The sequence below is a fragment of the Campylobacter canis genome, assembly GCF_045504005.1.
GTDB lineage: Bacteria > Campylobacterota > Campylobacteria > Campylobacterales > Campylobacteraceae > Campylobacter_A > Campylobacter_A canis.
In genome coordinates, this window is record NZ_JBJJXH010000010.1 from 47,038 (window position 1) to 69,681 (window position 22,644).

General features: G+C 38.1%; 20 protein-coding genes and 1 other RNA gene. 16 read left to right on the top strand and 5 right to left on the bottom strand.

The genetic code is table 11. From position 1 onward, the window contains the following. Window positions 1–143 precede the first annotated feature (143 nt). The 10 genes from ACHJH3_RS09655 (at window position 144) to ACHJH3_RS09700 (ending at window position 10,710) form a co-directional block, all read left to right on the top strand. Window positions 144–2,180: a TonB-dependent receptor gene (locus ACHJH3_RS09655; protein WP_407064625.1), complete on the top strand. Its 2,037-nt coding sequence runs from the start codon at window positions 144–146 to the stop codon at window positions 2,178–2,180. A 238-nt stretch (window positions 2,181–2,418) separates the two neighbouring features. After that, window positions 2,419–4,386, top strand: a complete 1,968-nt coding sequence (locus ACHJH3_RS09660) for a TonB-dependent receptor (RefSeq protein WP_407064626.1) — start codon at window positions 2,419–2,421, stop codon at window positions 4,384–4,386. 132 nt (window positions 4,387–4,518) lie between these two features. Beyond that, window positions 4,519–5,151, top strand: a complete 633-nt coding sequence (locus ACHJH3_RS09665; RefSeq protein ID WP_407064627.1) for a MotA/TolQ/ExbB proton channel family protein — start codon at window positions 4,519–4,521, stop codon at window positions 5,149–5,151. Next, window positions 5,132–5,548, top strand: coding sequence for an ExbD/TolR family protein (locus tag ACHJH3_RS09670; RefSeq protein WP_169940218.1), 417 nt, complete (start codon window positions 5,132–5,134; stop codon window positions 5,546–5,548). Before ACHJH3_RS09665 ends, ACHJH3_RS09670 begins: the two co-directional genes overlap by 20 nt. A gap of 94 nt (window positions 5,549–5,642) precedes the next feature. Further along, complete coding sequence (locus ACHJH3_RS09675; RefSeq protein WP_173030751.1) at window positions 5,643–6,626, top strand: FecCD family ABC transporter permease; 984 nt, start codon at window positions 5,643–5,645, stop codon at window positions 6,624–6,626. After that, window positions 6,626–7,399 carry an ABC transporter ATP-binding protein gene (locus ACHJH3_RS09680; protein ID WP_172201247.1) on the top strand — a complete coding sequence of 258 codons (774 nt, stop codon included), beginning with the start codon at window positions 6,626–6,628 and terminating at the stop codon, window positions 7,397–7,399. The genes ACHJH3_RS09675 and ACHJH3_RS09680 overlap by 1 nt, the downstream gene beginning before the upstream one ends. Before the next feature lies 1 nt (window position 7,400). Beyond that, window positions 7,401–8,201: an ABC transporter substrate-binding protein gene (locus ACHJH3_RS09685; RefSeq protein ID WP_173030750.1), complete on the top strand. Its 801-nt coding sequence runs from the start codon at window positions 7,401–7,403 to the stop codon at window positions 8,199–8,201. Between the two features lie 15 nt (window positions 8,202–8,216). After that, entirely contained in the window at window positions 8,217–8,981 is a 765-nt protein-coding gene (locus tag ACHJH3_RS09690; RefSeq protein WP_407064628.1) for an energy transducer TonB, read from the top strand. 2 nt (window positions 8,982–8,983) lie between these two features. Beyond that, window positions 8,984–10,201 (top strand): radical SAM protein, encoded by a 1,218-nt coding sequence (locus tag ACHJH3_RS09695; protein WP_407064629.1) that lies wholly within the window; start codon window positions 8,984–8,986, stop codon window positions 10,199–10,201. Next, a complete protein-coding gene (locus ACHJH3_RS09700) occupies window positions 10,198–10,710 on the top strand; it encodes a flavodoxin family protein (RefSeq protein ID WP_407064630.1) in 513 nt (170 codons plus the stop codon). Before ACHJH3_RS09695 ends, ACHJH3_RS09700 begins: the two co-directional genes overlap by 4 nt. A 52-nt stretch (window positions 10,711–10,762) precedes the next feature. On the opposite strand, the gene ACHJH3_RS09705 is transcribed toward ACHJH3_RS09700, so the two are convergent. From ACHJH3_RS09705 to panB, 5 genes are all read right to left on the bottom strand, one after another. Continuing rightward, a complete protein-coding gene (locus ACHJH3_RS09705) occupies window positions 10,763–12,097 on the bottom strand; it encodes an OprD family outer membrane porin (RefSeq protein WP_407064631.1) in 1,335 nt (444 codons plus the stop codon). A gap of 280 nt (window positions 12,098–12,377) precedes the next feature. After that, window positions 12,378–13,424 (bottom strand): AI-2E family transporter, encoded by a 1,047-nt coding sequence (locus ACHJH3_RS09710; protein WP_172199791.1) that lies wholly within the window; start codon window positions 13,422–13,424, stop codon window positions 12,378–12,380. 197 nt (window positions 13,425–13,621) lie between these two features. After that, on the bottom strand, window positions 13,622–14,635 hold the full coding sequence (gene ruvB, locus ACHJH3_RS09715; protein WP_172199788.1) for a Holliday junction branch migration DNA helicase RuvB: 1,014 nt from the start codon (window positions 14,633–14,635) through the stop codon (window positions 13,622–13,624). 232 nt (window positions 14,636–14,867) lie between these two features. Continuing rightward, entirely contained in the window at window positions 14,868–15,710 is an 843-nt protein-coding gene (locus tag ACHJH3_RS09720; RefSeq protein ID WP_407064632.1) for a tetratricopeptide repeat protein, read from the bottom strand. A 23-nt stretch (window positions 15,711–15,733) separates the two neighbouring features. Continuing rightward, on the bottom strand, window positions 15,734–16,540 hold the full coding sequence (gene panB, locus ACHJH3_RS09725; protein ID WP_407064633.1) for a 3-methyl-2-oxobutanoate hydroxymethyltransferase: 807 nt from the start codon (window positions 16,538–16,540) through the stop codon (window positions 15,734–15,736). An 81-nt stretch (window positions 16,541–16,621) separates the two neighbouring features. Here panB and ACHJH3_RS09730 point away from each other — a divergent pair, with 81 nt between their 5' ends. The 6 genes from ACHJH3_RS09730 (at window position 16,622) to ACHJH3_RS09755 (ending at window position 22,644) form a co-directional block, all read left to right on the top strand. Beyond that, window positions 16,622–17,029, top strand: a complete 408-nt coding sequence (locus ACHJH3_RS09730) for a phosphorelay protein (protein WP_407064634.1) — start codon at window positions 16,622–16,624, stop codon at window positions 17,027–17,029. A gap of 39 nt (window positions 17,030–17,068) precedes the next feature. Then, window positions 17,069–17,428: a transfer-messenger RNA gene (gene ssrA / locus ACHJH3_RS09735) on the top strand. Window positions 17,429–17,780: 352 nt separating this feature from the next. Further along, window positions 17,781–20,561: a nitrate reductase catalytic subunit NapA gene (gene napA / locus ACHJH3_RS09740; RefSeq protein WP_407064635.1), complete on the top strand. Its 2,781-nt coding sequence runs from the start codon at window positions 17,781–17,783 to the stop codon at window positions 20,559–20,561. Between the two features lie 2 nt (window positions 20,562–20,563). After that, window positions 20,564–21,319, top strand: a complete 756-nt coding sequence (gene napG, locus ACHJH3_RS09745; RefSeq protein WP_407064636.1) for a ferredoxin-type protein NapG — start codon at window positions 20,564–20,566, stop codon at window positions 21,317–21,319. After that, complete coding sequence (napH, locus tag ACHJH3_RS09750) at window positions 21,319–22,110, top strand: quinol dehydrogenase ferredoxin subunit NapH (RefSeq protein ID WP_407064647.1); 792 nt, start codon at window positions 21,319–21,321, stop codon at window positions 22,108–22,110. The genes napG and napH overlap by 1 nt, the downstream gene beginning before the upstream one ends. After that, window positions 22,111–22,644: a nitrate reductase cytochrome c-type subunit gene (locus ACHJH3_RS09755; protein ID WP_169940180.1), complete on the top strand. Its 534-nt coding sequence runs from the start codon at window positions 22,111–22,113 to the stop codon at window positions 22,642–22,644. It begins immediately after the preceding gene.

A 22,644-nucleotide genomic window follows, 5' to 3' on the forward strand; every position in this document is an offset into this window, starting at 1 on the left:
AAAAAATATACTTTTTTCATAATACAATATTGATTTTAATTATCGATTAAGTAATAAAGTTATAATATTACTACTAAATTTTATATTTGTTCTAAATAAAATAACTATATTTTAAAATACTAATTACACAATAAGGAGCAAAAATGTATGACAAAAAAGAGGTAGGCTTAGTAAAAGCGGTCATCATCACGTCTTTTGTGACTACGATAAGCTTATATGGCTCGGGCGAACAAATTACGAAACTCAACAAGACTATCGTAACCTCAACAGGCTTTGAAACCCAACTCAAAGACGAGGTAAAAAATGCATACATCATCACAGCCGACGAGATTAAGGATAGAGGGTATACAAGCGTATCCGAAGTGCTTGAAAGAGCGCCCGGAGTATATATATCAAATGCGGGAATATTTGGCGAAGAAGAGATAGATATGAGAGGTCAAGGACCTTATGCAAAAACCAATGTCAAAACACTAATTAACGGAGTGAATCTAAATACTCTAAAAGCGGGACATGGAAGTATAGCTACGCCGTTAAATTTAATAGCGGTTGAGGATATAGAAAAGATCGAGATAATACCAGGAGGCGGAGCAGTTCTATACGGAGGAGGAACTGCGGGTGGCGTTATAAACATTATCACAAAGAAAAAACCTAGAGATTTTTACGCTAACGCCTCATCTAAAATCGCTTCATACAACTATAAAGATGCAGTTATCGGTATAGGCGGACTCGTAAACGAAGATCTGTTTTTAAAATTTAGTGCAAAAGGCTTTGATTCCAAAAGATATAAAAGAGGCGAAGAGACAAACGGATACTATCTAAACGGCGGTATCACTTATCAGATAAACGATAATCAAAGTATATCTATAACTCCTAGCTTTTACTCTCAAAAATATGAAAATCAAAGCGGAGCTCTTACAAAACAGCAAGTAGAGCAGGATCGTCGCCAATCAAGTAGACCTGAAGCTCCGCAAACTTATAAAAAATTTGATATCACGCTTGATTACTCTTTAAAACTTAGCGATAACTACGAAATCAACTTTATGCCTTACTATTTACACACCAAATTTGAGCAAAACGGAAAAAATATAATCAAATTTTCGGATAAAAAAATAGGTGCGAATTTAAAAAATAGACTTACTTACGACAGAGGCGAGTTTATTTTCGGATACAACTACGAAGATATATATGACAAGCTATCTCAAAAAGACGAATTAGGAAAAGAGATCCACTCGGTATATTTTTTAGAAAAGCATAATTTTACAGATATGCTATCTTTAAATTTGGGCGCCAGATACGAAAGAGCCTCCTATGACGTAAAAAGACCCGAAAGCAAAGGTGCCATAAAAAGACCTATGTTTCATGCTAGCAAAAATACAAATTCTTACGCATTTGAGATAACTCCAAATTTTAAGTATTCAGATACGGGAAATACTTATGTGAAATTTGAAAAAGGCTTTGTATCACCTTCTCCGCAAGAACTTGTGGACAATATCAAAATTCCCGGCGGATACGAGTATCAATTTAACAACTTAAAGCCAGAAACCTTCTATACATATGAAGTCGGATTAAAAGATATGATTTTTGATCAGTTCTTTAGTGCAGCACTGTTTTATACGGATACTACGGACATGATATTTGCCAAATGGACTCAACCGCACGGCAATCCTATGAATCCAAACATTAACTGGGAAAGAAAATATATAAATTTAGACAAGGCTAAAAGATACGGGCTTGAGCTTTATTCAGAGCAATCTTTAATAGAAAACAAGCTAAAGCTCACTCAGTCATACAGTCGTGTAACCGCCAAAGCTACATTTAAAAGAGAAAACCCAAGAACAGGGCAAACGATAACCGTAAAAGAAGAACTTCCAAACATAGCCAAGCAAAAATTTATATTTGGAGTTGATTATGCGCCTATTAAGAATCTAAATTTATATGCAGACGTAAAATATCTTTCAAAAATTTTAAATAATAGTAATGAAAAAATGAGTTCAAAAACGCTAGTAGATGTATCGGCAAGATATAATTTTACAAAGAATTTTTCATTAGTAGGCGGTATTAAAAATCTATTTGATAAAAAACACTACATATACTATGACACTACCGCAGAAAGAGGAAGAGGCATTTACCACCCTGCTCCGGAGCGAAATTACTACGTAGAGTTTAAATATAACTACTAACAAATTTAGGCGAGTAAACCGGCTCGCCTAAACTCTCTTTGTAAGATAATTAAAATATTGATTTTAATTATCGATTAATAAATTTGATGATACAATTTTTTTCCGTAAATTTCATAAAAAACAATTTAAGACAACAAAACCGCAACTATAAAGTGTGTGTTTAACATATCTTGCGCGGTATTAAATATATAAAAATAAAAGTAGATAAAAACAGTTCAAAATAGACAAGGAGAGAAAGGTGTTTAAAAAAATCACAACCATTAGTATTGTCGCGGTAGCCGCTCTTTACGGCTCTGATGTAAATACAAGACTTGATAAGACCGTTATCACGGCTACTGGCTTTGAGAGTCCTTTAAAGGATGAGGTAAGAAACGTATCGATAATAACCTCCCAAGAGATAGAAAACAGAGGCTATAAAAATTTAAAAGAAATTTTAGAAAAAGCTCCCGGAGTTAGCTTCAACGGCAAAACTGTAGATCTTAGAGGTCAAGGAAGCAAGGCAAACACATCTGTTAAGGTGCTTTTAAACGGTGTTGCGATGAATATGATAGATACCACCCCTACGACTATACCTATAGATCTCGTTCCAATAGAAGATATCGAACAAATAGAAATCATACCGGGCGGTGGAGCCGTGCTGTACGGAAGCGGAACCAGCGGAGGAGTTATCAATATCATAACAAAACAAAAATCCGTAAAACCATACGCAAACATATCTACCAAAATAGCCTCATACTCATACAAAGATCTAAATTTAGGCGTTGGCGGGAATGTAACGCAAGATCTATTTTTAAAAGCTACCGCCAAGGCGTTTGATGAAAAGGGCTATAGATATGACGAGAAAAACAAAGGTCACTACGCCTCTTTTGGATTAAATTACAAAATTTCAGATAACCAAAGCATAGTTTTTAACCCAAGCTATTTTAAGGCCAAAACTTACGGGGTGCCAACTTTATCCGCAGAAGAGATGGCTATAAATAGACGACAAGCGGGAGGGGAATCAACCCTAACCACAAGCAAAAGACTAAATTTTGACGCAGACTATGCGATTAGATTTAATGATAAATTCGATATGCACATCATGCCTTATTATCAAGACGTGAAAATTCTTCAAGACGGTTTTCATATGAAAGATAAAAAAACCGGAGCAAACGTAAAAACAAGATATAACTACGGTAGCGGCGAACTTATAGCAGGTTATGATTACTTAAATAACGAAGGCTACAGGATGATAAACGTCAATGTTAAAACGCCTATGTTTTCAAGAAATCAACTTACCGTATTTGATATGCAAAAGCAAACCCACTCTTTATATCTGCTTGAGAAACATAACTTCACCGACATCTTTTCTCTAAGTGCAGGAGCGAGGTTTGAAAGAGCAGATTATGATGTAATAAGAGATGTTAGTGTAGCTATGAGTAGGGGCGGTAGAACTATAAATACAAAAGACTACTTAAAAGTAGGAGACGATAAAAACAACTACGCCTATGAGATAACGCCGAATTTTAAATATTCAGATAGCGGAAGTGTTTATTTTAAATTTGAGCGCGGATATATATCTCCGGGACCAAATCAACTTATAGATAAGCTTGGGCCAAACGGACCTTATGTCTTAAACAATCTTAAATCAGAAACATATCATGGATATGAGCTTGGACTTAAAGATCTTATTTTCGGAAATTTCTTTAGCGCGACTCTTTTTTTAACGGATACCAAAGATGAAATTTTAACAGTCTCTCTTGGAAGAAACGTTAGCGACGGATGGAATTTTAAAAATATAGACAAGACCAGAAGATATGGAACCGAAATTTATTCAGAACAAGAATTTGGAAAATTTAAGCTAAAAGAGAGCTTTTCGTATGTAAATGCAAAGATCAAAACAGGCAAAAATTCAGGACGCAAAGTTCCTTTAGTGGAAAGAAGCAAATTTGTAATAGGAGCCGAGTATGAACCTATTAAAAACTTAAATTTTTCAACCGACTTTAAATATCTATCAAGCTCTCTTGATGCAAACTATGACAAGATAGACAGCAGGAAAATTGTTGATGTGGGTTTAAGCTATAAATTTACAAAGGGAATTTTAGTGTCTGCGGGTATAAAAAATTTATTTAATGAAAAATATAATTATACTCAAAGCAAACAAAACAACTCTTACGACCCTGCTCCGGAGCGAAATTACTACGTAGAGTTTAAATATAACTACTAACGAATTTAGGCGAGCAAAGCAAGCTCGCTTAAATTTTACTATATATCTATAGCATATTGATTTTAATTATCGCTTAATAAATTTGATGATACAATTTTTTTGTAAATTTCATAAAACAAAGAACGGGGAACTATGATTGAGTATTTACAAACAGGCGGCATATTTATGTGGCCTATATTTTTTCTATGTGTTTTGGCTGTTGCCGTATTGCTTGAGAAAGCTTTTTACTTCACTTTTGTAGAGATAGATGCAACAAGCACATTTAAGATGAAACTTAGCAATCTCATACTAGAAGGCGATACCAAAAAGATAAGGGAATTTTGCAAAAATTACAAAAATTCGCTTGCAAAAACAACTATATTAGTTCTTGATAATATCGAAAATTTAAACTCCACAAGCAAAACTCAAGTCGAATATATCATAGAAGAAGCCGTGACCGTAGAGCTTTCAAATTTAGAAAAAAGAAGCTGGATATTAGGACTTTGTGCAAGCGCAAGCCCTCAGCTTGGACTTCTAGGAACGGTTGTGGGCATGATAAAGGCATTTGAAGGACTTAGCTCAAGCGTAAATGCTCCACTCGTAGCTATAGGCATATCAGAAGCGCTTTATACGACTGCGGCGGGACTTATAGTGGGAATTCCTTCGCTAGTGTTTCATCTAATGATAAATAAAAAGATTGATTTTATACTAAATGATTTAAACAGGCTCATAAGCTTATTTGGTAGATGCTGTGAAAGGAAATGCTGTGAAGTTTGTCCGTCGTAATAGACACAAAAGTGCTAGCATTTCTATGCTAAATTTGATTGATGTCATATTTGTCTTGCTTTTGTTTTTTATGGTAACGACTACTTTTAACAAATTCGCTCATATAGACATAGCTCTACCTCAAACAAACTCAAATTTGGAAGAAAATAAAGATGACGTGGTTCAGTTATTTTACTTGCTTGACGAGAGTTTGATACTTAAGATAAATGAGGTCGAAAAAACGCTAAATCACGAAAATTTAAAAGAGGAGATTTCGAATTTAAGCCCTTCTCAAAAGAAAAACATAACTTTAAATGCGGACGAGGCTATAAACTACGGCAAAGTAGTTGATGTGATATCAAATTTAAAAGACGCAAACGTCCAAAACGTAGAGCTTAATATCAAAAAGAAAAACTGATCAAAAAGGATAAACAAAGTGCTTAATAAAATTATCGTATCAAATACACCTGTATATAAATACAATACCCAAACCAACCACTTAGAGTTTAAATATGCTTACTAAAACCAAGATGAGTATCGTTCTTGCGATACTCACCCTTATTCTTTGTATCATATCACTAAGCATAGGCGGAGCCGATATCAGCCAAAGCGATATCATAAATTTCTTTCTTGGCAAAGAGATAGATGAGATCAAGCAGACTATATTAGTAGAACTTAGGCTTCCTCGCTTGATTATGGCGCTTTTAATAGGCATGCTTCTTGCAAGCTCAGGCGTAGTCGTTCAAAGCGTATTTTTAAACCCGCTTGCAGATCCATACATCATAGGAATAGCGGCTAGTGCTACATTTGGTGCTGTTATAGCCTATCTTTTTAAGCTACCTGACATATACTATGGAATTTTTGCCTTCATTAGCTCGGCGATACTTTCTATCATCATTTTTAAACTATCCAAAAAAGGCAAATCAATAGCCACTCTTTTAATCATAGGCATAGCCTTCGCCTCTTTTTTAGGTGCTTTTACATCTTTTGCAGTCTATCTAATAGGAGAAGATAGCTTTAGGATAGTAGCTTGGACAATGGGGCATCTAAGCGGTGCTACCTGGGAGAGAATTACATATATCATAATACCGCTAGCGTTTTCAATGTCATATTTTTATCTAAAAAGATTTGAGCTAAACGTCATTTTAAGCGGAGATGAAGAGGCTCAAAGTCTTGGGGTTGATATAGAAAAGACTAAAAAAATTTTACTCATCGTCTCATCTTTAGCTGTTGGCTTCTCAGTCGCTTTTACAGGAATGATAGGCTTTGTAGGACTTATCATTCCTCACATATTAAGAATGCTGCTAAAAACTTCAAGCAATGCAGTCTTAATCCCGGCTTCAGCGTTTACGGGCGCGTTTTTTCTTTTGGCATGCGACACGATAGGCAAAAGCGTGCTAAATCCTATCGAAATTCCCATAGGAGTTGTAACTGCGTTTTTCGGTGCACCGTTTTTTCTATTTTTAGCGATTAAATCAAAGCAAGGTATAGTCTGATGAGTGTGGTTGTTGAGAATTTAAATTTTACTTACGGCACCAAAGAGATACTAAAAGACATAAGCTTAAGTGCTAAAAATGGCGAATTTATAGGAATTTTAGGTCCAAACGGATGCGGCAAATCAACTCTTTTAAAAAACATCTTAAGAGTACTTGCACCAAAAAGCGGCATAGTGCAAATCAGCAACAAAGCCCTTAAAGACTACTCACTTAAAGAGCTTGCCAAGACTCTTGGATTCGTTCCTCAAAAGTCCGTTCTCTCAATGCCTCTTTTAGTTGAAGATATCTTGCTTATGGGGCGTTTTTGTCATCTTAAAAGCCAATTTTCAGGATACGGCAAAGAGGATAAAAAGAAAGTCGAAGAAGTAATGGAGCTACTTGATATATCGCACTTTGCAAAACGTATCGCGCACTCTTTAAGCGGTGGAGAATTTCAAAGAGTTTTGCTGGCGCGTGCACTTGTAAGCGAGCCGAAAATTTTACTTTTAGACGAGCCTACTTCGGCACTTGATCTAAACTACGCAATTGAGATTATGAAAATTTGCACTAAGCTTACCAAAGAGCTAAATTTACTATCTATAATGGTTTTGCACGATCTGAATTTAGCATCGATGTTTTGCGATGAAATTTTGATGCTAAAAGATGGAAAAGTAAGATATAAAGGCGCTCCAAAAGAGCTTTATACGAAAGAAATTTTAAAAGAAATTTACGGTCTTAACTGTGATGTAATCGAATATAAAAATAACCCGTTTGTGGTTGCATTAAAGGATTAATATGAAAAAAATATTTGTAGTTTTAGCTATATTGGCAAGCTTTATAAACGCCAAAAAGTTGGTCGTACTCGACCCTGCCGTTGTTGAGATTATTTATATGCTTGAAGCGGAAGATCAGATAGCCGCTATCTCAAATTTATCTATGTCAAAAATTTGGCCCGAAGAAAAGACTTCCAAACTAAAAACGGTAGGCACTTATACAAAGCCGAATTTAGAAAAGATAGTCGAGCTAAAGCCTGATCTTGTTATCGTTAGTTTTCACTCGGTAGATATACAAGACAGCCTTAAAAAGCTAAATTTACAAACCATTACCCTAAAAGCGGATAGCGTTAATGACATCTATCACAATATCGAGGAAATGGGCAAAATAACAGGCAAAGAGGCAAAAGCAAAAGAGGTAATCGAAGGCATAAAAGCTAAATTTAAAAGCTTTGAAGATCCGAATTTAAAAGACAAAAAAGTAGTTTCGCTATTTTCTTCAACTCCGATGATGGCATTTACGTCAAAAACTCTAGCAGGAGATATGCTCAAACAGCTTGGTTTTGTAAATGTAGCTGACGGACTAGAAGGCGCAACTCCTGTAATTTCGCCTGAATTTATACTATCTTCAAATCCTGATTTTATAGTCATCATAGGCGGAATGGGCGGGGATAGCGACTTCTTAAAAACAAATCCCGTGCTTGCTAAAACAAATGCGGCTAAAAACAATAAAGTCATAACCGTTCCTTCTTCGCTCTTGCTTCGCGGAACGCCTCGCATAGGAGAAGGTATAGAAAAGCTTTATGATATGCTTACAAAATAAAAAAGAAGAGTAATTATGCGCTACTTTATAATCTCTTTGGCGATTAATATCGCTATTTTGTTTATACCGCTAAAATCGGATGAAATTCTTTCAAAAAAAACCGAGGAAAACAAAGAGATAAAAGTAGTGCTAAATTTACAAAAAGAACAACCAAAACAGGCTGAAATTTTGCCAGAGCAACCCCAGTCGCAACCTGAAATTCTTGAGCCTGATTTCAAGCCAAATATAGACCATGAACCTATTGTGGAGCCTGAAATTTTGCCCGAACCCGTTACCGAGCCTGAGATCAAGCCTAAACCAAATCCCGAAATCAAAAAGGCTGAAAAACCAAAAGATATAAAAAAGCCAAAGCCTAAAAAGCAGATCAAAAAACCTGAAAAAAAGATAGTAGAAGAGATAAAAGAGCTTACTGACACACCTATGATACAAGAGCCTGCGCCACCCGTAGAGCAGCCGCAGCCCTTGTATGTGCCTCAAGCCAAAGAATCAAATATAGACAAAGAGAGCTACTGCAAAGAAAATATCGGCTTTAGGGTCTTAAAAGAGCCAAGAGCGGATTATCCTAAAAAGGCGATTATGCTTAGACTTAAGGATACTTTTTATGTTGAAGTTGATTTTAAGGTTACAAACGGCGATATCCAGATAGTCTCCGTAAGAGGAAAAAATAAAATTTTTAACGACGAAGCGGCAAAAATCACAAAAGAAATGCAGATATCGGTACTAAAAGATATCAATCACTGCATCATAACCAAACCTTACGAATTCAAAATAAAGGATTAAAAATGTTTAAAGAGCGCGTAAAAGGACATCACACGGGAGGCGGAGGCAGACCGATACCTGCAAGCGAGGAGGAGCTTTTTTCATTTTTACAAGGATCTCCCAAGCAAAAAGAAGGCGTGATATACTTTCATATCCCGTTTTGCGATAATATCTGTTCGTTTTGCTCGATGAATCGCAGCAAACTTGACGGCGAGCTTGACACTTATACGGAATTTTTGCTAAGCGAAATCGAAAAATACGGAAATTTCCCATATCTAAAAGAAAAAAGCATAGAGTCGGTTTATTTTGGCGGAGGCACTCCGACGACATTAAAAGAGCGCCATTTAGAGCCTATCATAAACGCTATACATAAAAATTTTAAAATTTCTTCCACCTGCGAATTCAGCCTTGAGAGCACTCTGCACAACTTAAATCTAAAAAAGCTCAAGCTGCTTGATAGCCTTGGAGTAAATCGCTTTAGTATAGGCATTCAAACCTTTAGCGACAAGGGAAGAAAGCTTCTAAATAGAGTTTACGGAAAAGATGACGCTATAAAAAGACTTAGCGAAATTCGCCAAAATTTCGATAAATTCGTCTGTATAGACATCATTTATAACTACCCGAATCAAACAGTAGATGAAGTGCTTGAAGACGCACGCCTCATAAAAGAGCTTAAGATAGATAGCTCAAGCTTTTATTCGCTGATGTTTCATGAAGGCTCCGTGCTGTCTAAGGAAATTTCGTCTGATTACTATGACTTACAAACCGATAAAAAGCTTCATCACGCTTTTGCAAATTCACTTCTTGAAAGCGGAGATTACGAAGTTTTAGAACACACAAAGATAAACCGAAAAAACAGAGACGAGTATAAATACATCCGTCTTTCACACAAAGGCACGGATATATTGCCTATCGGTTTTGGAGCAGGCGGAAAGATCGGCGAATTTAGCATGTTTGCGATGAATAAAGAGCGCAAAATGATATCCAAAACAACCGAAAATCAAAGAAAATTCGGTAAATTTATGAGTATGTTTCAGTATCCAAGCGTAAAATTTAACGACATAAGCGGTTATATCAGCAACGAAACTCTTAGCGAGCTTAAAGAGCTATTTAAAAAATGCGAAGAGCACGGATATATGAGCGTAGATGAAAAAGGTATAAAATTAAGCATAGACGGCGTATTTTGGGGAAATACAATCTCAAAAGAGATATCGACAATAGCAAGAAAGGATTTTGAATGAAAAAAATTGTAGTTTATAGCTCGCTAACAGGAAATACACGAAAAGTAGGCGAAGCGATAGCGCAAGAGATCGGCTGTGAAGCGGTTAGCTTTGAAGATGAGAGAGTTAAAGACTTAAGCGAATTTGACTTCGTGGGAGTTGGATTTTACGTCGATAAGGGCGGTCCCGATGCGCATTTTAAACGCTACATAAAAGAAAAAATCAAAAACAAAAACGTCGGGCTTTTCATAACTCTTGGAGCCGAGCCTGAAGGCGAGCACGGTATCAAAATGCTTGAGGTCGGTAGAGAAATTTTAGAGCAAAACGGCAATAAAATCATGCGAGAATTTATCTGTCAAGGCGCAATCGATCCAAAACTGATAGAGCAGATGCGAGAAATGGCTGCCAAAGCAGGTGATAAAGCGCTTCATCCTATCACTCCGGAACGTGAAGCAAGATGGGCGGCTGCGGCAAGCCATCCTGATGAAAAGGATATCTCTAATGCAAAGGCGGCTTTTAGAGGGGTTTAAGCACAATATTTATTTGTATAACGGGCGGATAACCGCCCTACTTCTTAAAAGACTACTCAAATATATTAAATTTATACCCAAGTTGTAGCCAAAGCTCGTTTTGATCGGTTTTTGTAACCTTGTTTGCAGCGTCGTAGTTTTCTCTTTCAAGCTCGACATAGGTTACCGATGCGGACAAGCCTTTAACTTGAGGAATGTTATAGCTTGCTATTGCAGCCCAGCCTTCTATATCCATTCTTTCGCCTTTTTTAGTCGCGCCAGCATTTACGTTAGGAGCGTCTTGCTCGCCTTTTACGTACTGAAACGAGGTTTTAAGGCCGTTTAGCCCTATAGCGCCAAAATCATATCCAAGTATAAATTTGTGAGTATCCATGCCAGCAAAACCGGTAAATACGAAAGGTCCGCGAATAGGCAAGAAAGTGTATGATCCAGGACCGTTTCCAACACCAAAGAGTAAAGCGTCATCATCGCTTACCGTTGTATATGCGTAGCTCGCGTTAAATCCTGCCAGATCGTAAATTCCGGCTCTAAATCCAAGCATGTCGCCTTCGTAGTTTAAATTATCAAGCGTATCGGTAGTGCGAGAGCCTTTGTAGTTTGCATCAAAACCCAAGCTAAATAGCTCAAGAGGGAATTTTAGATTCATTTCGGCTAAAAATAAATTTATATCGCCTTTTGCGCTTGGTTTTGCTTCTAGATCAGTTACTCTTGCATAAGCACCCGTTAGCTTTAAATTTTCCATAGGCTCGTTTATGATAGCGCCCGTAAAGATGTTGTCAAATTTAAACGCTACCGGCCCCATACCGCCTATGATGGTTTTATCCTTAAATTTAGGTGCATGACCATTTTTGTGCCCTGAAACTACAGCACTTCTACCTTGAAATTTATAATACCAACCGCCTATTAAAGTCGTATTTGGTAGCGACTTGTCTCTTATGGTAAGACCCTCGAAGGCCTCTTTAAAAGCACGAGTGTAGTTGCCCGCTACAAGCGGAGTGTTTACGTATTGGCGACCGAATTTGATATCGGTTTGATTAAGCATATAGCCGACGTATGCTTCAGATAATGTAAAACCCTCTGTTCTCCACTCTTTATCATACATTGTGTTGTTCTTTTTTTTCTCGTTGATCGGCAGTAAATTCGCCTGCCCCGTAACACCTAATCTAAAGCCGTAAAATGAACCCGTAGTATAACCAAGCTCAAATTGCACACCAAGAAGCTCTTCGTCATGCACACTACTTCTTTCGTCTTGTTGATCTACGTATGTGGCTTGAACCTTGCCGTTTAATTTGCCGCCCGTAAGAGCGTCTACAAGCGAATCAGAAGCGTTTGCAACACCAAAGCAACCTATAACTGCCGCCGCCAAACTAAGTTTAAGTAATCTCATACGAACTCCTTGTAAAAATATTTAATATAATTAATATTAAAATATAATATTAAATTTTCTGCTTAAATTATATCATACTAAAAGCTTAAAATTTGCTTTTTTAAGTCTAATTTATTATATTTTTAGCCGATAAAATCGCATTTTTAATTTTTTATAGGTGTAAATTTATATTTAAGTTTAAAGTGAGTTTTGTGTGAAATTTTCTTGTTAATTATAGATAGTTAAAATGTAAAATTTTATAAATCTTTAGCCAAATTTTAAATCGGCTAAATGATTAAATTTATACCACCGACCGCTCTTTAAGTAAGACGTAAAGCTTGATGGTTGATAAGAAAAACGTAACTATCGCAGGTCCAAGGATAATGCCCCAAAACCCAAACGTCGTAATTCCGGCAATCATTGCAAAAAAGATAAGCATCTCGTTTATCTTGGTCGGAATTCTCACCAAACGATCGTTTATAAATTTTATTATAAGAGGCTTTAAAAGCGTATCGGCAACGATGGAGATAACCACGATGTTATAAACCGCAATGACGATAGCGCCGCTTAAGTTACCGTTGGCAAATTCATAAATACTAATCGGTCCCCAAACCAAAAATCCGCCCACAATCGGTACAAGCGTAGCAAATCCGAACAAAATTCCCATTAAAAATCCGCTATATCCGTAAATCATTGCGATGATGGCGAACAAAAATCCTTGAAAAATAGTATTTATGATTATCGAGTAAAAAACTACGCTCATCACGTTAGCCACTTCGCTTAGGATGTATTCGGTATCTTCAGGCTTCATAGGAACGGCTTTTTTTAAGTATTTGATAAGATCGCTTCCGTATAGAATCGAAAAAAAGAAAAATATAATAATCATCACCATATCGACTAAAAAATTTGCACTAAATTTGCCTATTTCTGCCAAATTTGAGATGATTTTAGCCGAGATAACTTTAAAGTCGATTTCGGTAATTAGCTCTTTAAATTTAGGCTCTAGGAACTCAATTGGCGCAGGTAGCGCGAAATCATAGTTTTTAATGTAATCAATCGTATTGCTTACATAATCCATGTTAAAGCTTGCCGCGTGCTTTGCCAGCGCGATGACGGCGTAAAGAAAGGGCGCGATAAATAGCAAAAATAAAATCGCCGTAGTAAGAGCGGCGGATAGTGTTTCTCTGTGCTTTGTAAGCTTTAAAAATTTTACGTTTATGTTTGATGTCGCAACCGCCAATAGCATCGCGATAAAGATATTTAGCAAAAACGGCTTAAAAAGATAAAGCAGAAGGCAAAGCGCGAAAAATACAAATATACCAAAGAAAATTTTACTATTTTTAACCATCCATATCCTCTTTATATAAAATTTGCAAGAATTTTTAACCGACAATTAGCCATATCGGCTAAATCAGAACAATTTTAAATTTGCTTAGCATTTTAATACATAAATTCAAATTTAAACGACAAAACAAACCCACCGCCTAAAATTTTAGATTATTTGGGATAATTTCTCATAAATTTAGCCTTATAACGCAGATAAATTTATCCGTCAAAAAGCCCTTTTTCATCTTTAAATTTAAGCTTAAACGTATCGTAGCATTTTCCGCTTGCGATGCGACCTTTTGCGGTGCGCTCGATAAAGCCGTTTGCTAGCAAGTAAGGCTCTATAACGTCTTCTATCGTGCCTTCATCCTCGCTAAGTGCTGCGGCTATAGTGTTTAGCCCTAAAGGCTTGCGTTTGGCGTCAAGCAGAATTTCAAGATATTTTATATCCATTTCATCAAATCCGATCTCATTTACTCCAAGCGCGTCAAGAGCTTCTTTGGCACGTTTTTGCGAGATGATGAGCTCATCATTTACTTCGGCAAAATCTCGAATCCGCTTTAGCAGTCTAAGTGCGATTCTAGGAGTTGCGCGCGCCCTTCTTGCGACTTCAAGAGCGGCACTTTTTTCGCACTCTTTGCCAAGCTTTACCGAGGCTATTTGAACGATTCTGGCTAGCTCCTCATGGCTATAAAATTGCAGTCTAAAATCCATCCCGAAGCGATCTCTAAGCGGAGCTGAAATCATACCTGCTCGCGTCGTAGCACCAATAAGCGTAAATTTCGGCAGGTCGATCTTGATCGTTTGCGCCGCAGGTCCTGAGCCTATGATAATATCAAGCCTAAAGTCCTCCATCGCAGGATAAAGCACCTCTTCGATAGCCGAGCTTAGGCGGTGAATTTCATCGATAAACAGCACATCGCCCTCTTGTAAATTTGTAAGCACGGCTGCTAGATCGCCGCTTTTTTCTATCATCGGAGCCGCCGTCATCTTGATACTTACACCCATTTCGTTTGAGATGATGTGCGCAAGAGTGGTCTTGCCAAGCCCCGGAGGGCCGTAAAAAAGCACGTGATCAAGACACTCTCCGCGCTTTTTGGCAGCCTTGATAAACACATCTAAATTTTGCTTTATCTTTTCTTGTCCGATGTAATCTTCAAATTTTGCAGGGCGAAGCGATGTTTCAAATTCGCTTTCAAAGCTTACTTTTTCTATTTCTACGATTCTGTCCATATTTTAACTTTTTAAATTTATTAAGGTGATTTTACATTAAATTTGCTTTAAGTTGTCAAAAGGTTAAAATTTTAATCTTTTTATGCAAATTTGGATATAAAATATCCGCTTCATCAAATTTATGTCACGCCAAAACAAATGAATTTGCGATATAAAAGCCGCCTTTTTAGAGCAGGCTGGATTATAAAACGCCTTGTTTATTTATCCAGTAAATCTAGCCAAAATTTCAAGACTAAAATTTAGCCAAACGCTCCTTGATAATCTCGCACGAATTCTTATCTCCAAGCTTGCAGGCTTCTGCTTCGGATTCGTATTTATCGTAAGTTGTTTTGTCGATTTTGCCGTTTTTAAATTCTATGCCTATTGCCGCGCATGCGTCGCTGTTTAGCATCTTGCAAGCCGTAGAGTAAGAGTCGTAGGCGTAATATACATTTGACTCCACGCCATATCCGTGCTCATACATCACGCCAAGTGCGTGGCAAGCATGAGGGCTTTTGATGTAGCAAGCTTTGTCAAAAAATTTAAATGCTTTTTTATCATCTTTTGGGACGTTTTTGCCCTCGTAATACATCAATGCGAAGTTATAGCACCCTACCGCGTTATTTAGATGGCAAGCTTTGTAGTATAGATCTTTAGCCTTTTTGTGATCTTTTTCTACAGCTTCGCCCTTATCATACATAAGTCCTAAATTTGCACAAGCACTATCTTCTTTAAGCTCGCACGCCTTTGTATAAAGTTCGGCGATTTTTTTGAAATCGCGTTTTACGAGCTCACCTTTTTTATAAATAAGCGCGAGGTCAAAACATCCTGTGCCGTTATCAAGATCGCAAGCTTTACTAAAAAGCTCGTAAGCTAAATTTTGATCTTTTTTAACGCCTATTGCGTTGTAGTGCATATTTGCAAGTGCGGCACAGCCGTATCCGTCGTTTTTATCGCAAAGTTCTTTTAAAATTTCACTAGCTTTTATGTAGTCTTTTTTATCAAAAGCTTCTTTGGCTGCGTTTTTTAAATTTGTAGTAGCAAAAACTTGAGCGCCTAACAATACAGCCAAAAATAAAATTTTTATAATTTTCAATTTCTCTCCTTTTGCTATTAAATTTAGCTTTTATATTCAAATTCTTCACTTGGAAAAGCCCTTGCTTTAACCTCGTTTGCATAAGCTTTAACCGCTTCTTTTACTAAATTCGCTCCATTTAGATATCTTTTTACGAATTTTGGCTTGAACTCCTCAAAAAACCCAAGCATATCGGAAAATACAAGAACCTGCCCATCGACATCAACTCCCGAGCCTATGCCGATTACGGGTACATTTACGCTTCTTGCTATCTCTTTTGCCACGTCGCTAAGAGTGCCTTCTGCCACGATCGCAAATACTCCCGCTTCTTCAAGAGCCTTTGCGTCTTTTATCAAATTTTTCGCTTCGTCTTCCTTGCGACCCTTTATCCTGTATCCGCCCTCATACCTAACCTGCTGAGGCATAAGCCCTATGTGTCCCATGACGTTTATGCCGTTTTCGCAAAGCTTTTTTATGATAGTCGCCATATTTCTGCCGCCTTCAAGCTTGACGGCATCAACTCCGCTTTTTTGGATAAATTTGATGGCGTTTTTAAGAGCTGTTCTTTCATCGGTATAGCTACCAAAAGGCATATCGGCTACCGTCAATACTCTTTTTGTCCCATTTGCTACAGCCGTAGCGTGGTATAGCATCATATCCATCGTAGCGCTTAGAGTGTCTTTTTTGCCGTTAAAGCTCATGTTTAAGCTATCGCCTATGAGTATGATATCCACATACTCGTCAAACAGCTTGGCAAATAGCGCATCATAAGCCGTAATCATAACTACAGGTTCTAAATTTTTCTTATTTTTTATATTATTTACGTTAATTTTTTGCTCTTTTTGGCTCATTTTCCCTGCCTTTTGCGTTTATGCTTGATTAATTTTATCAAAAAAATGATACAATTGCCCTGAATATTTAAGGATGGAAGTATGGGCATATTAAAAAATCTTGAGATTGACTACTCTTATGATATCGTTGAAGAATTCCTATCTCACTACTCTTTAATGTGTGATATAATGGAACCTCTTGTCATAGGGTTAGCTAAAGAAGATAAGTATAAAAATAACATAGAGGAACTTTCAAGAATTTTTCATAATATAAAATCAGCAGCATCATTTATGAAGATTGAGCCCATTTTAAAACTTACTGTTCTAAGTGAAGAGGTTTGTTCTGAGGCTAAAGATTTAGAAGGTCCGGCAAACGATAAATTTGTCGATTGGCTTTTGATTGTAAGTGATCAGTTTGGTAAATATCGCGATGATATAGAGTCGGATTCTGAATTTTTTAGCGTTTTAAATCCTTTAGTTGTAAAAATTCCATCAAAGCTTGATGTTTGACAAAAAAATAAAAATAAACTACAATACGCGACTTTCTATGGGAGCGACTTGGCTTCGACAGGAGCAGAGCGGTCATGGTGGCACGTCGCTTTGAGCAAAGCGTAAAAAGCTCAAATTAAAATTAAACGCAAATAACGTTAAATTCGCTCCTGCTTACGCTAAAGTTGCGTAAGTTCAGTTGAGCCTTGCTTGTTTTGATACTATCTAAAAACATAAGCGAGTAACCCTAGATAGAGTAGGTTTGTAGTTTGACAAGCTTCAAGCTGAAATTTTGTCTTAGTCTGGCTTTTGGTTTTGGAAAGTGAGCCTTGTTAGATGAAAATTTCACTTTTGCTAAGCGTGTAGAGGCTGTGGTTGTTTTGTTTTTGGACAGGGGTTCGATCCCCCTCGCTTCCACCAAATTTTATTCCCCAATTTATTTCTTATATTTAATAAATTTTAAAGATAATTGCTAGATTTTATTATACAAATGTTACAAATTTACACTGATTATAAATATTTTCATTTTTAACATTTTAGTTTTTGTTTCTACTTTTGTTTTAAAAAGTTAGTATAAAGTTTTATATCTTAATGATTTTAAGATGTCTTTTTAAACTATAAATAATAATATAAATCACTATCTAAGTTAATTAAACAAAACTAAATAATAAATTAATTGATTTTAATCAATTTAAACTCAGCTTTTGTAAGCTAATATCTAAAATATAAAATAAAATTTTAAGAAAAAACTTAAAAAATTTAAGGAGAAAAGATGGATCGACGAGATTTTATTAAGAGTGCCGCTGCAAGTGCCGCTTGTGCTAGTGCCGGTATAGCGATGCCTGCTAATCTAATGGCAAATTCAAATGCCGAAAAAGGTTGGCGCTGGGATAAGGCTGCATGTCGTTTTTGCGGAACGGGATGCGGTATTATGGTTGCAACCAAGGACGGCAAAATAGTAGCCGTTAAAGGAGATCCGGCTGCTCCTGTAAACAGAGGCTTAAACTGTATCAAAGGATACTTTAACGCCAAGATCATGTACGGAGAGGATCGTATCACTCATCCGCTTCTTCGCGTAAATGAAAAGGGCGAATTTGATAAAAAGGGCAAATTTAAGCAAGTAAGCTGGCAAAAAGCGTTTGACGTAATGACCGAGCAGTTTAAAAAAGCTTATAACGAGCTTGGACCTCACGGTATAGGTGTGTTTGGCTCGGGTCAATATACCGTAATGGAAGGTGTTGCAGCCGTTAAGCTTATAAAGGCCGGTTTTAGAAGTAACGCTATCGATCCAAACGCTCGCCACTGTATGGCATCTGCGGTTGTTGCGTTTATGCAGACATTTGGTATAGATGAGCCTTCTGGCTGTTTTGACGATATCGAGCTAACCGACACGGTAGTCTGCTGGGGCGCAAATATGGCGGAGATGCACCCTGTGCTTTGGGCGAGAGTTAGCGATAGAAAGCTAGCCGATCCTGAAAGAGTAAAAGTAGTAAATTTAAGTACATATTCTACCAGAACTTCGCACTTGGCCGATATCGAGATCATATTTACTCCATCGACCGACCTTGCGATATTTAACTACATCGCTCGCGAGATAGTTTATAACCACCCTGAGATGATAGATGAAGAATTTGTTAAAAAACATTGTATATTTACAACAGGTCCTGCGGACATCGGATATGGCTTAAGAAATAACCCTAGCCATCCGAAATACACAAATGAAAAAGACATATTAGAAACAGAGCTTAAGAAAAAACTAAGTGATAATGAGGGCGTAACCCTTGCTTATCTTGGACTAAAAGCCGGCGATGTTATGGAAAATAAAAATAACGCCAAAGCCGGAAATCACTGGGAGATAAGCTTTGAAGAGTTTAAAAAGGCTCTTGCTCCTTATACTCTTGACTTCGTTGCCAAACTTGCAAAGGGCGATCCGAACGAGGATTTAGAGGAATTTAAAGCGAAGTTAAAAACTCTAGCCGAGCTATATATAGAAAAACAAAGAAAGGTTGTAAGCTTCTGGACTATGGGTATGAACCAGCACCAAAGAGGCACATGGGTAAACGAGCAAGCTTACATGATCCACTTCTTGCTTGGCAAGCAAGCGCTTCCAGGTTCTGGAGCATTCTCGCTAACAGGACAGCCTTCTGCTTGCGGAACGGCAAGAGAGGTTGGAACTTTTGCTCACCGCTTGCCTGCGGATATGGTTGTAGCAAACCCTAAACACCGCGAAATTTCAGAAAAAATTTGGAAGCTTCCAAAAGGCACGATAAATCCTAAGCCGGGTCCTCACTACATGCAAATCATGCGTGATCTAGAAGACGGCAAGATCAAGTGGGCTTGGGTTCACGTAAATAACCCGTGGCACAACACTGCAAACGCAAACCACTGGATAAAAGCGGCTCGCGAGATGGATAACTTTATCGTCGTTTCAGACCCGTATCCGGGAATTTCGGCTAAAGTAGGCGATCTTATCCTTCCAACTGCTATGATATATGAAAAATGGGGCGCATACGGTAACGCGGAGCGTAGAACTCAGCACTGGAGACAACAAGTTCTTCCTGTGGGCGAAGCTATGACTGACACATGGCAGATGCTAGAATTCTCAAAACGCTTTAAGCTAAAAGAGGTATGGAAAGAGCAAAAAGTAGATGATAAATTAACTCTTCCAAGCGTGCTTGAAGAGGCTAAGGCTATGGGATACAGCGAAGAAGATACGCTATTTGACGTGCTATTTGCAAACAAAGAGGCAAGAAGTTATAGCGCAAAAGATCCTATCATGGAAGATTATGATAACACCGAAGTATTTGGAGATAGCAGAAAAGTAGTAGGAAGCGACGGCAAGGTGTTTGAAGGATATGGCTTCTTTATCCAAAAATACCTCTGGGAAGACTACCGTAAATTTGGACTAGGGCATGGACATGACTTGGCTGATTTTGATACATATCACAGAGTTCGCGGACTAAGATGGCCTGTAGTTGACGGCAAAGAGACACAATGGAGATTTAATACGAAATTTGACCCTTATGCTAAAAAAGCCGATCCGACGGCTAAATTTGCATTCTACGGCAATAAAGACGCAAAACTTCCAAGAGGAGACCTAATCAAAGCGACAAGCGGAGATGAGAAATTCTCGCTTCATAACAAGGCTAAAATTTTCTTCCGTCCTTATATGGATCCGTGCGAAATGCCTGATAATACATATCCGCTTTGGCTATGCACAGGACGTGTTCTTGAGCACTGGCATACAGGAACTATGACAATGCGCGTTCCTGAGCTATACCGTGCGGTGCCTGAAGCGCTTTGCTATATGAATGAAGAAGATGCACAGAAATTTGGCGTAATGCAAAACGAGATCATTTGGGTTGAGTCTCGCCGCGGTAAAGTTAAAGCAAGAGTAGAGCTAAGAGGACGTAATAAGCCGCCTGTAGGACTTGTATATGTGCCGTTTTTTGACGAGAACGTATTTATAAATAAAGTCTGCCTTGATGCAACTTGCCCGATATCAAAAGAGACCGATTTCAAAAAATGCGCGGTTAAAATTTACAAGGCATAGATATGAAAGATAGGCGCGAAGTACTCAAATTTGGCTTAAAGGCGATTAGCTTAGTAATCGCCGGAGGCTTTACTTGGAGTACGCAGACTAATCTTAAGGCTCAAACACTCATCCTTCGCCCGCCCGGAGCAAGGGATGAGAAGGGCTTTATGGCTAGTTGTATAAGATGCGGGCTTTGTGTGGAGGCGTGTCCTTTTGATACGCTAAGCTTAGCTAAGCTTGGGGATAATATAAGCTTTGGAACGCCTTATTTCACGCCAAGAGAGGTGCCTTGCTACATGTGTACCGATATCCCTTGTACGGTCGCCTGTCCGACGGACGCTCTTGACGTGAATCTCGTTAGCACCGATGATAAGCTTGATATCAACAAATCTCGCATGGGTATAGCCGTGCTTGATCCTTATAGCTGTATAGCCTTTGCGGGAATTCAGTGCGACGCCTGTTATAGAGCTTGTCCGCTTATAGATAAGGCTCTGGTGCTTGAGTATAAAAGAAACGAACGAACCGAAAAGCACGCATTCTTACTTCCCGTGGTGGATGCAAATTACTGCACGGGCTGTGGAAAATGCGAAAACGCCTGCGTAACGAAAAAAGCGGCGATTTTCGTGCTTCCAAGAGAGATAGGGCTTGGCGAAGTGAATGACAACTACGTTAAAGGCTGGATCGAGGGCGATGATACGAGACTAAAAGATATAGACACCAAGATCAAGCTTGATCAAAACAAAGTCAAAGACTACCTTAATAGCGGAGAGATATGATGAAATACTTACTGCTTAGAAGAATAACTCAAATTTCCATTTTGACTCTGTTTTTGATTAGTAATCTTTACGGACTTAAAATTCTGCAAGGAAATTTAAGCTCGTCTATGATCTTTGGCACTATCCCGCTTAGCGATCCGTTTGCGGTGCTGCAGCTATTTTTGGCTAGTTTTACACTTGCCAGCTCTGCTGCGCTTGGGGCTTTGATAGTTGTGTTGATATACGCTCTTATCGCGCCTCGTGCATTTTGCGCTTGGGTATGTCCGGTAAATATGATAACAGATTTTGCAAGATTTGTTAGAGTGAAATTTGGCTACGACAAAGATAAAAAAGTAGTCGTGTTTTCTAAAAGCTTTCGCTACTACATACTTGCCTTTGTGCTTTTTATGTCGGTTATCATGCAAACGCCTGCATTTGAGGGAGTAAGCTTTATCGGCATAATTCAGCGCGGTATCATATACGGCGGCACGCTTTGGATATTTGTGGCTTTTGGCGTATTTGCCATAGACGCTTTTGTAGGCGATAGGCTGATATGCTCAAAGCTTTGTCCTCTTGGCGCTTTTTATGCGACAATAGGCAAATTTGCGTTTATTCGCATAGATCATGATAGCCAAAACTGCACAAAATGCATGAAATGCAAAACGATATGCCCTGAAAGCCAAGTGCTGGGAATAATCGGAAAAGAAAGCGGACTGATAACATCTAGCGAGTGCATTAGCTGCGGACGCTGTATAGACGTTTGCGGTGATGACGCGTTAAAATTTAGTATAAGAAATTTAAGGAGAAAATGAATGAAAACTTTTAGGTTTGCACTTGGTGCAATGGCTGCGGCAATCATCCTTGCAGGGTGTAATGCGCCGTCAGTCGCGGACAACAAGCCAAAGGATTTGGGCGGATTAAGAAGCTCTGACGTAATGGATGAAAATTCAGTCAAGCTACTGGAGTATCAGTACTCAACCGATCCTGCAGGAAGCGCTAAAAATATAGAGCGCGCATTTGAAAACGCTCCTCCGATGATCCCTCACGATCTAGAAGGGCTTATCCCTATCACCAAAGATATGAATATGTGCGTAACCTGCCATATGCCTGATGTAGCCAAAGACGCCGGAGCTACGCCTCTGCCTAAATCGCACTTTTATAGTATCAGAAACAACAAAGACTTAGCAGATAAGCTAAGCGATGATAGGTTTAACTGTACTCAGTGCCACGCTCCTCAAGCAAACGTGACCGTGCCGTTTAAAAATAACTTTAAACCTGAGTTTAGAACTAAAGACGGCGCAGAGAGGTCAAACCTGCTTGATATACTAAATGACGGTGTGAGGTAA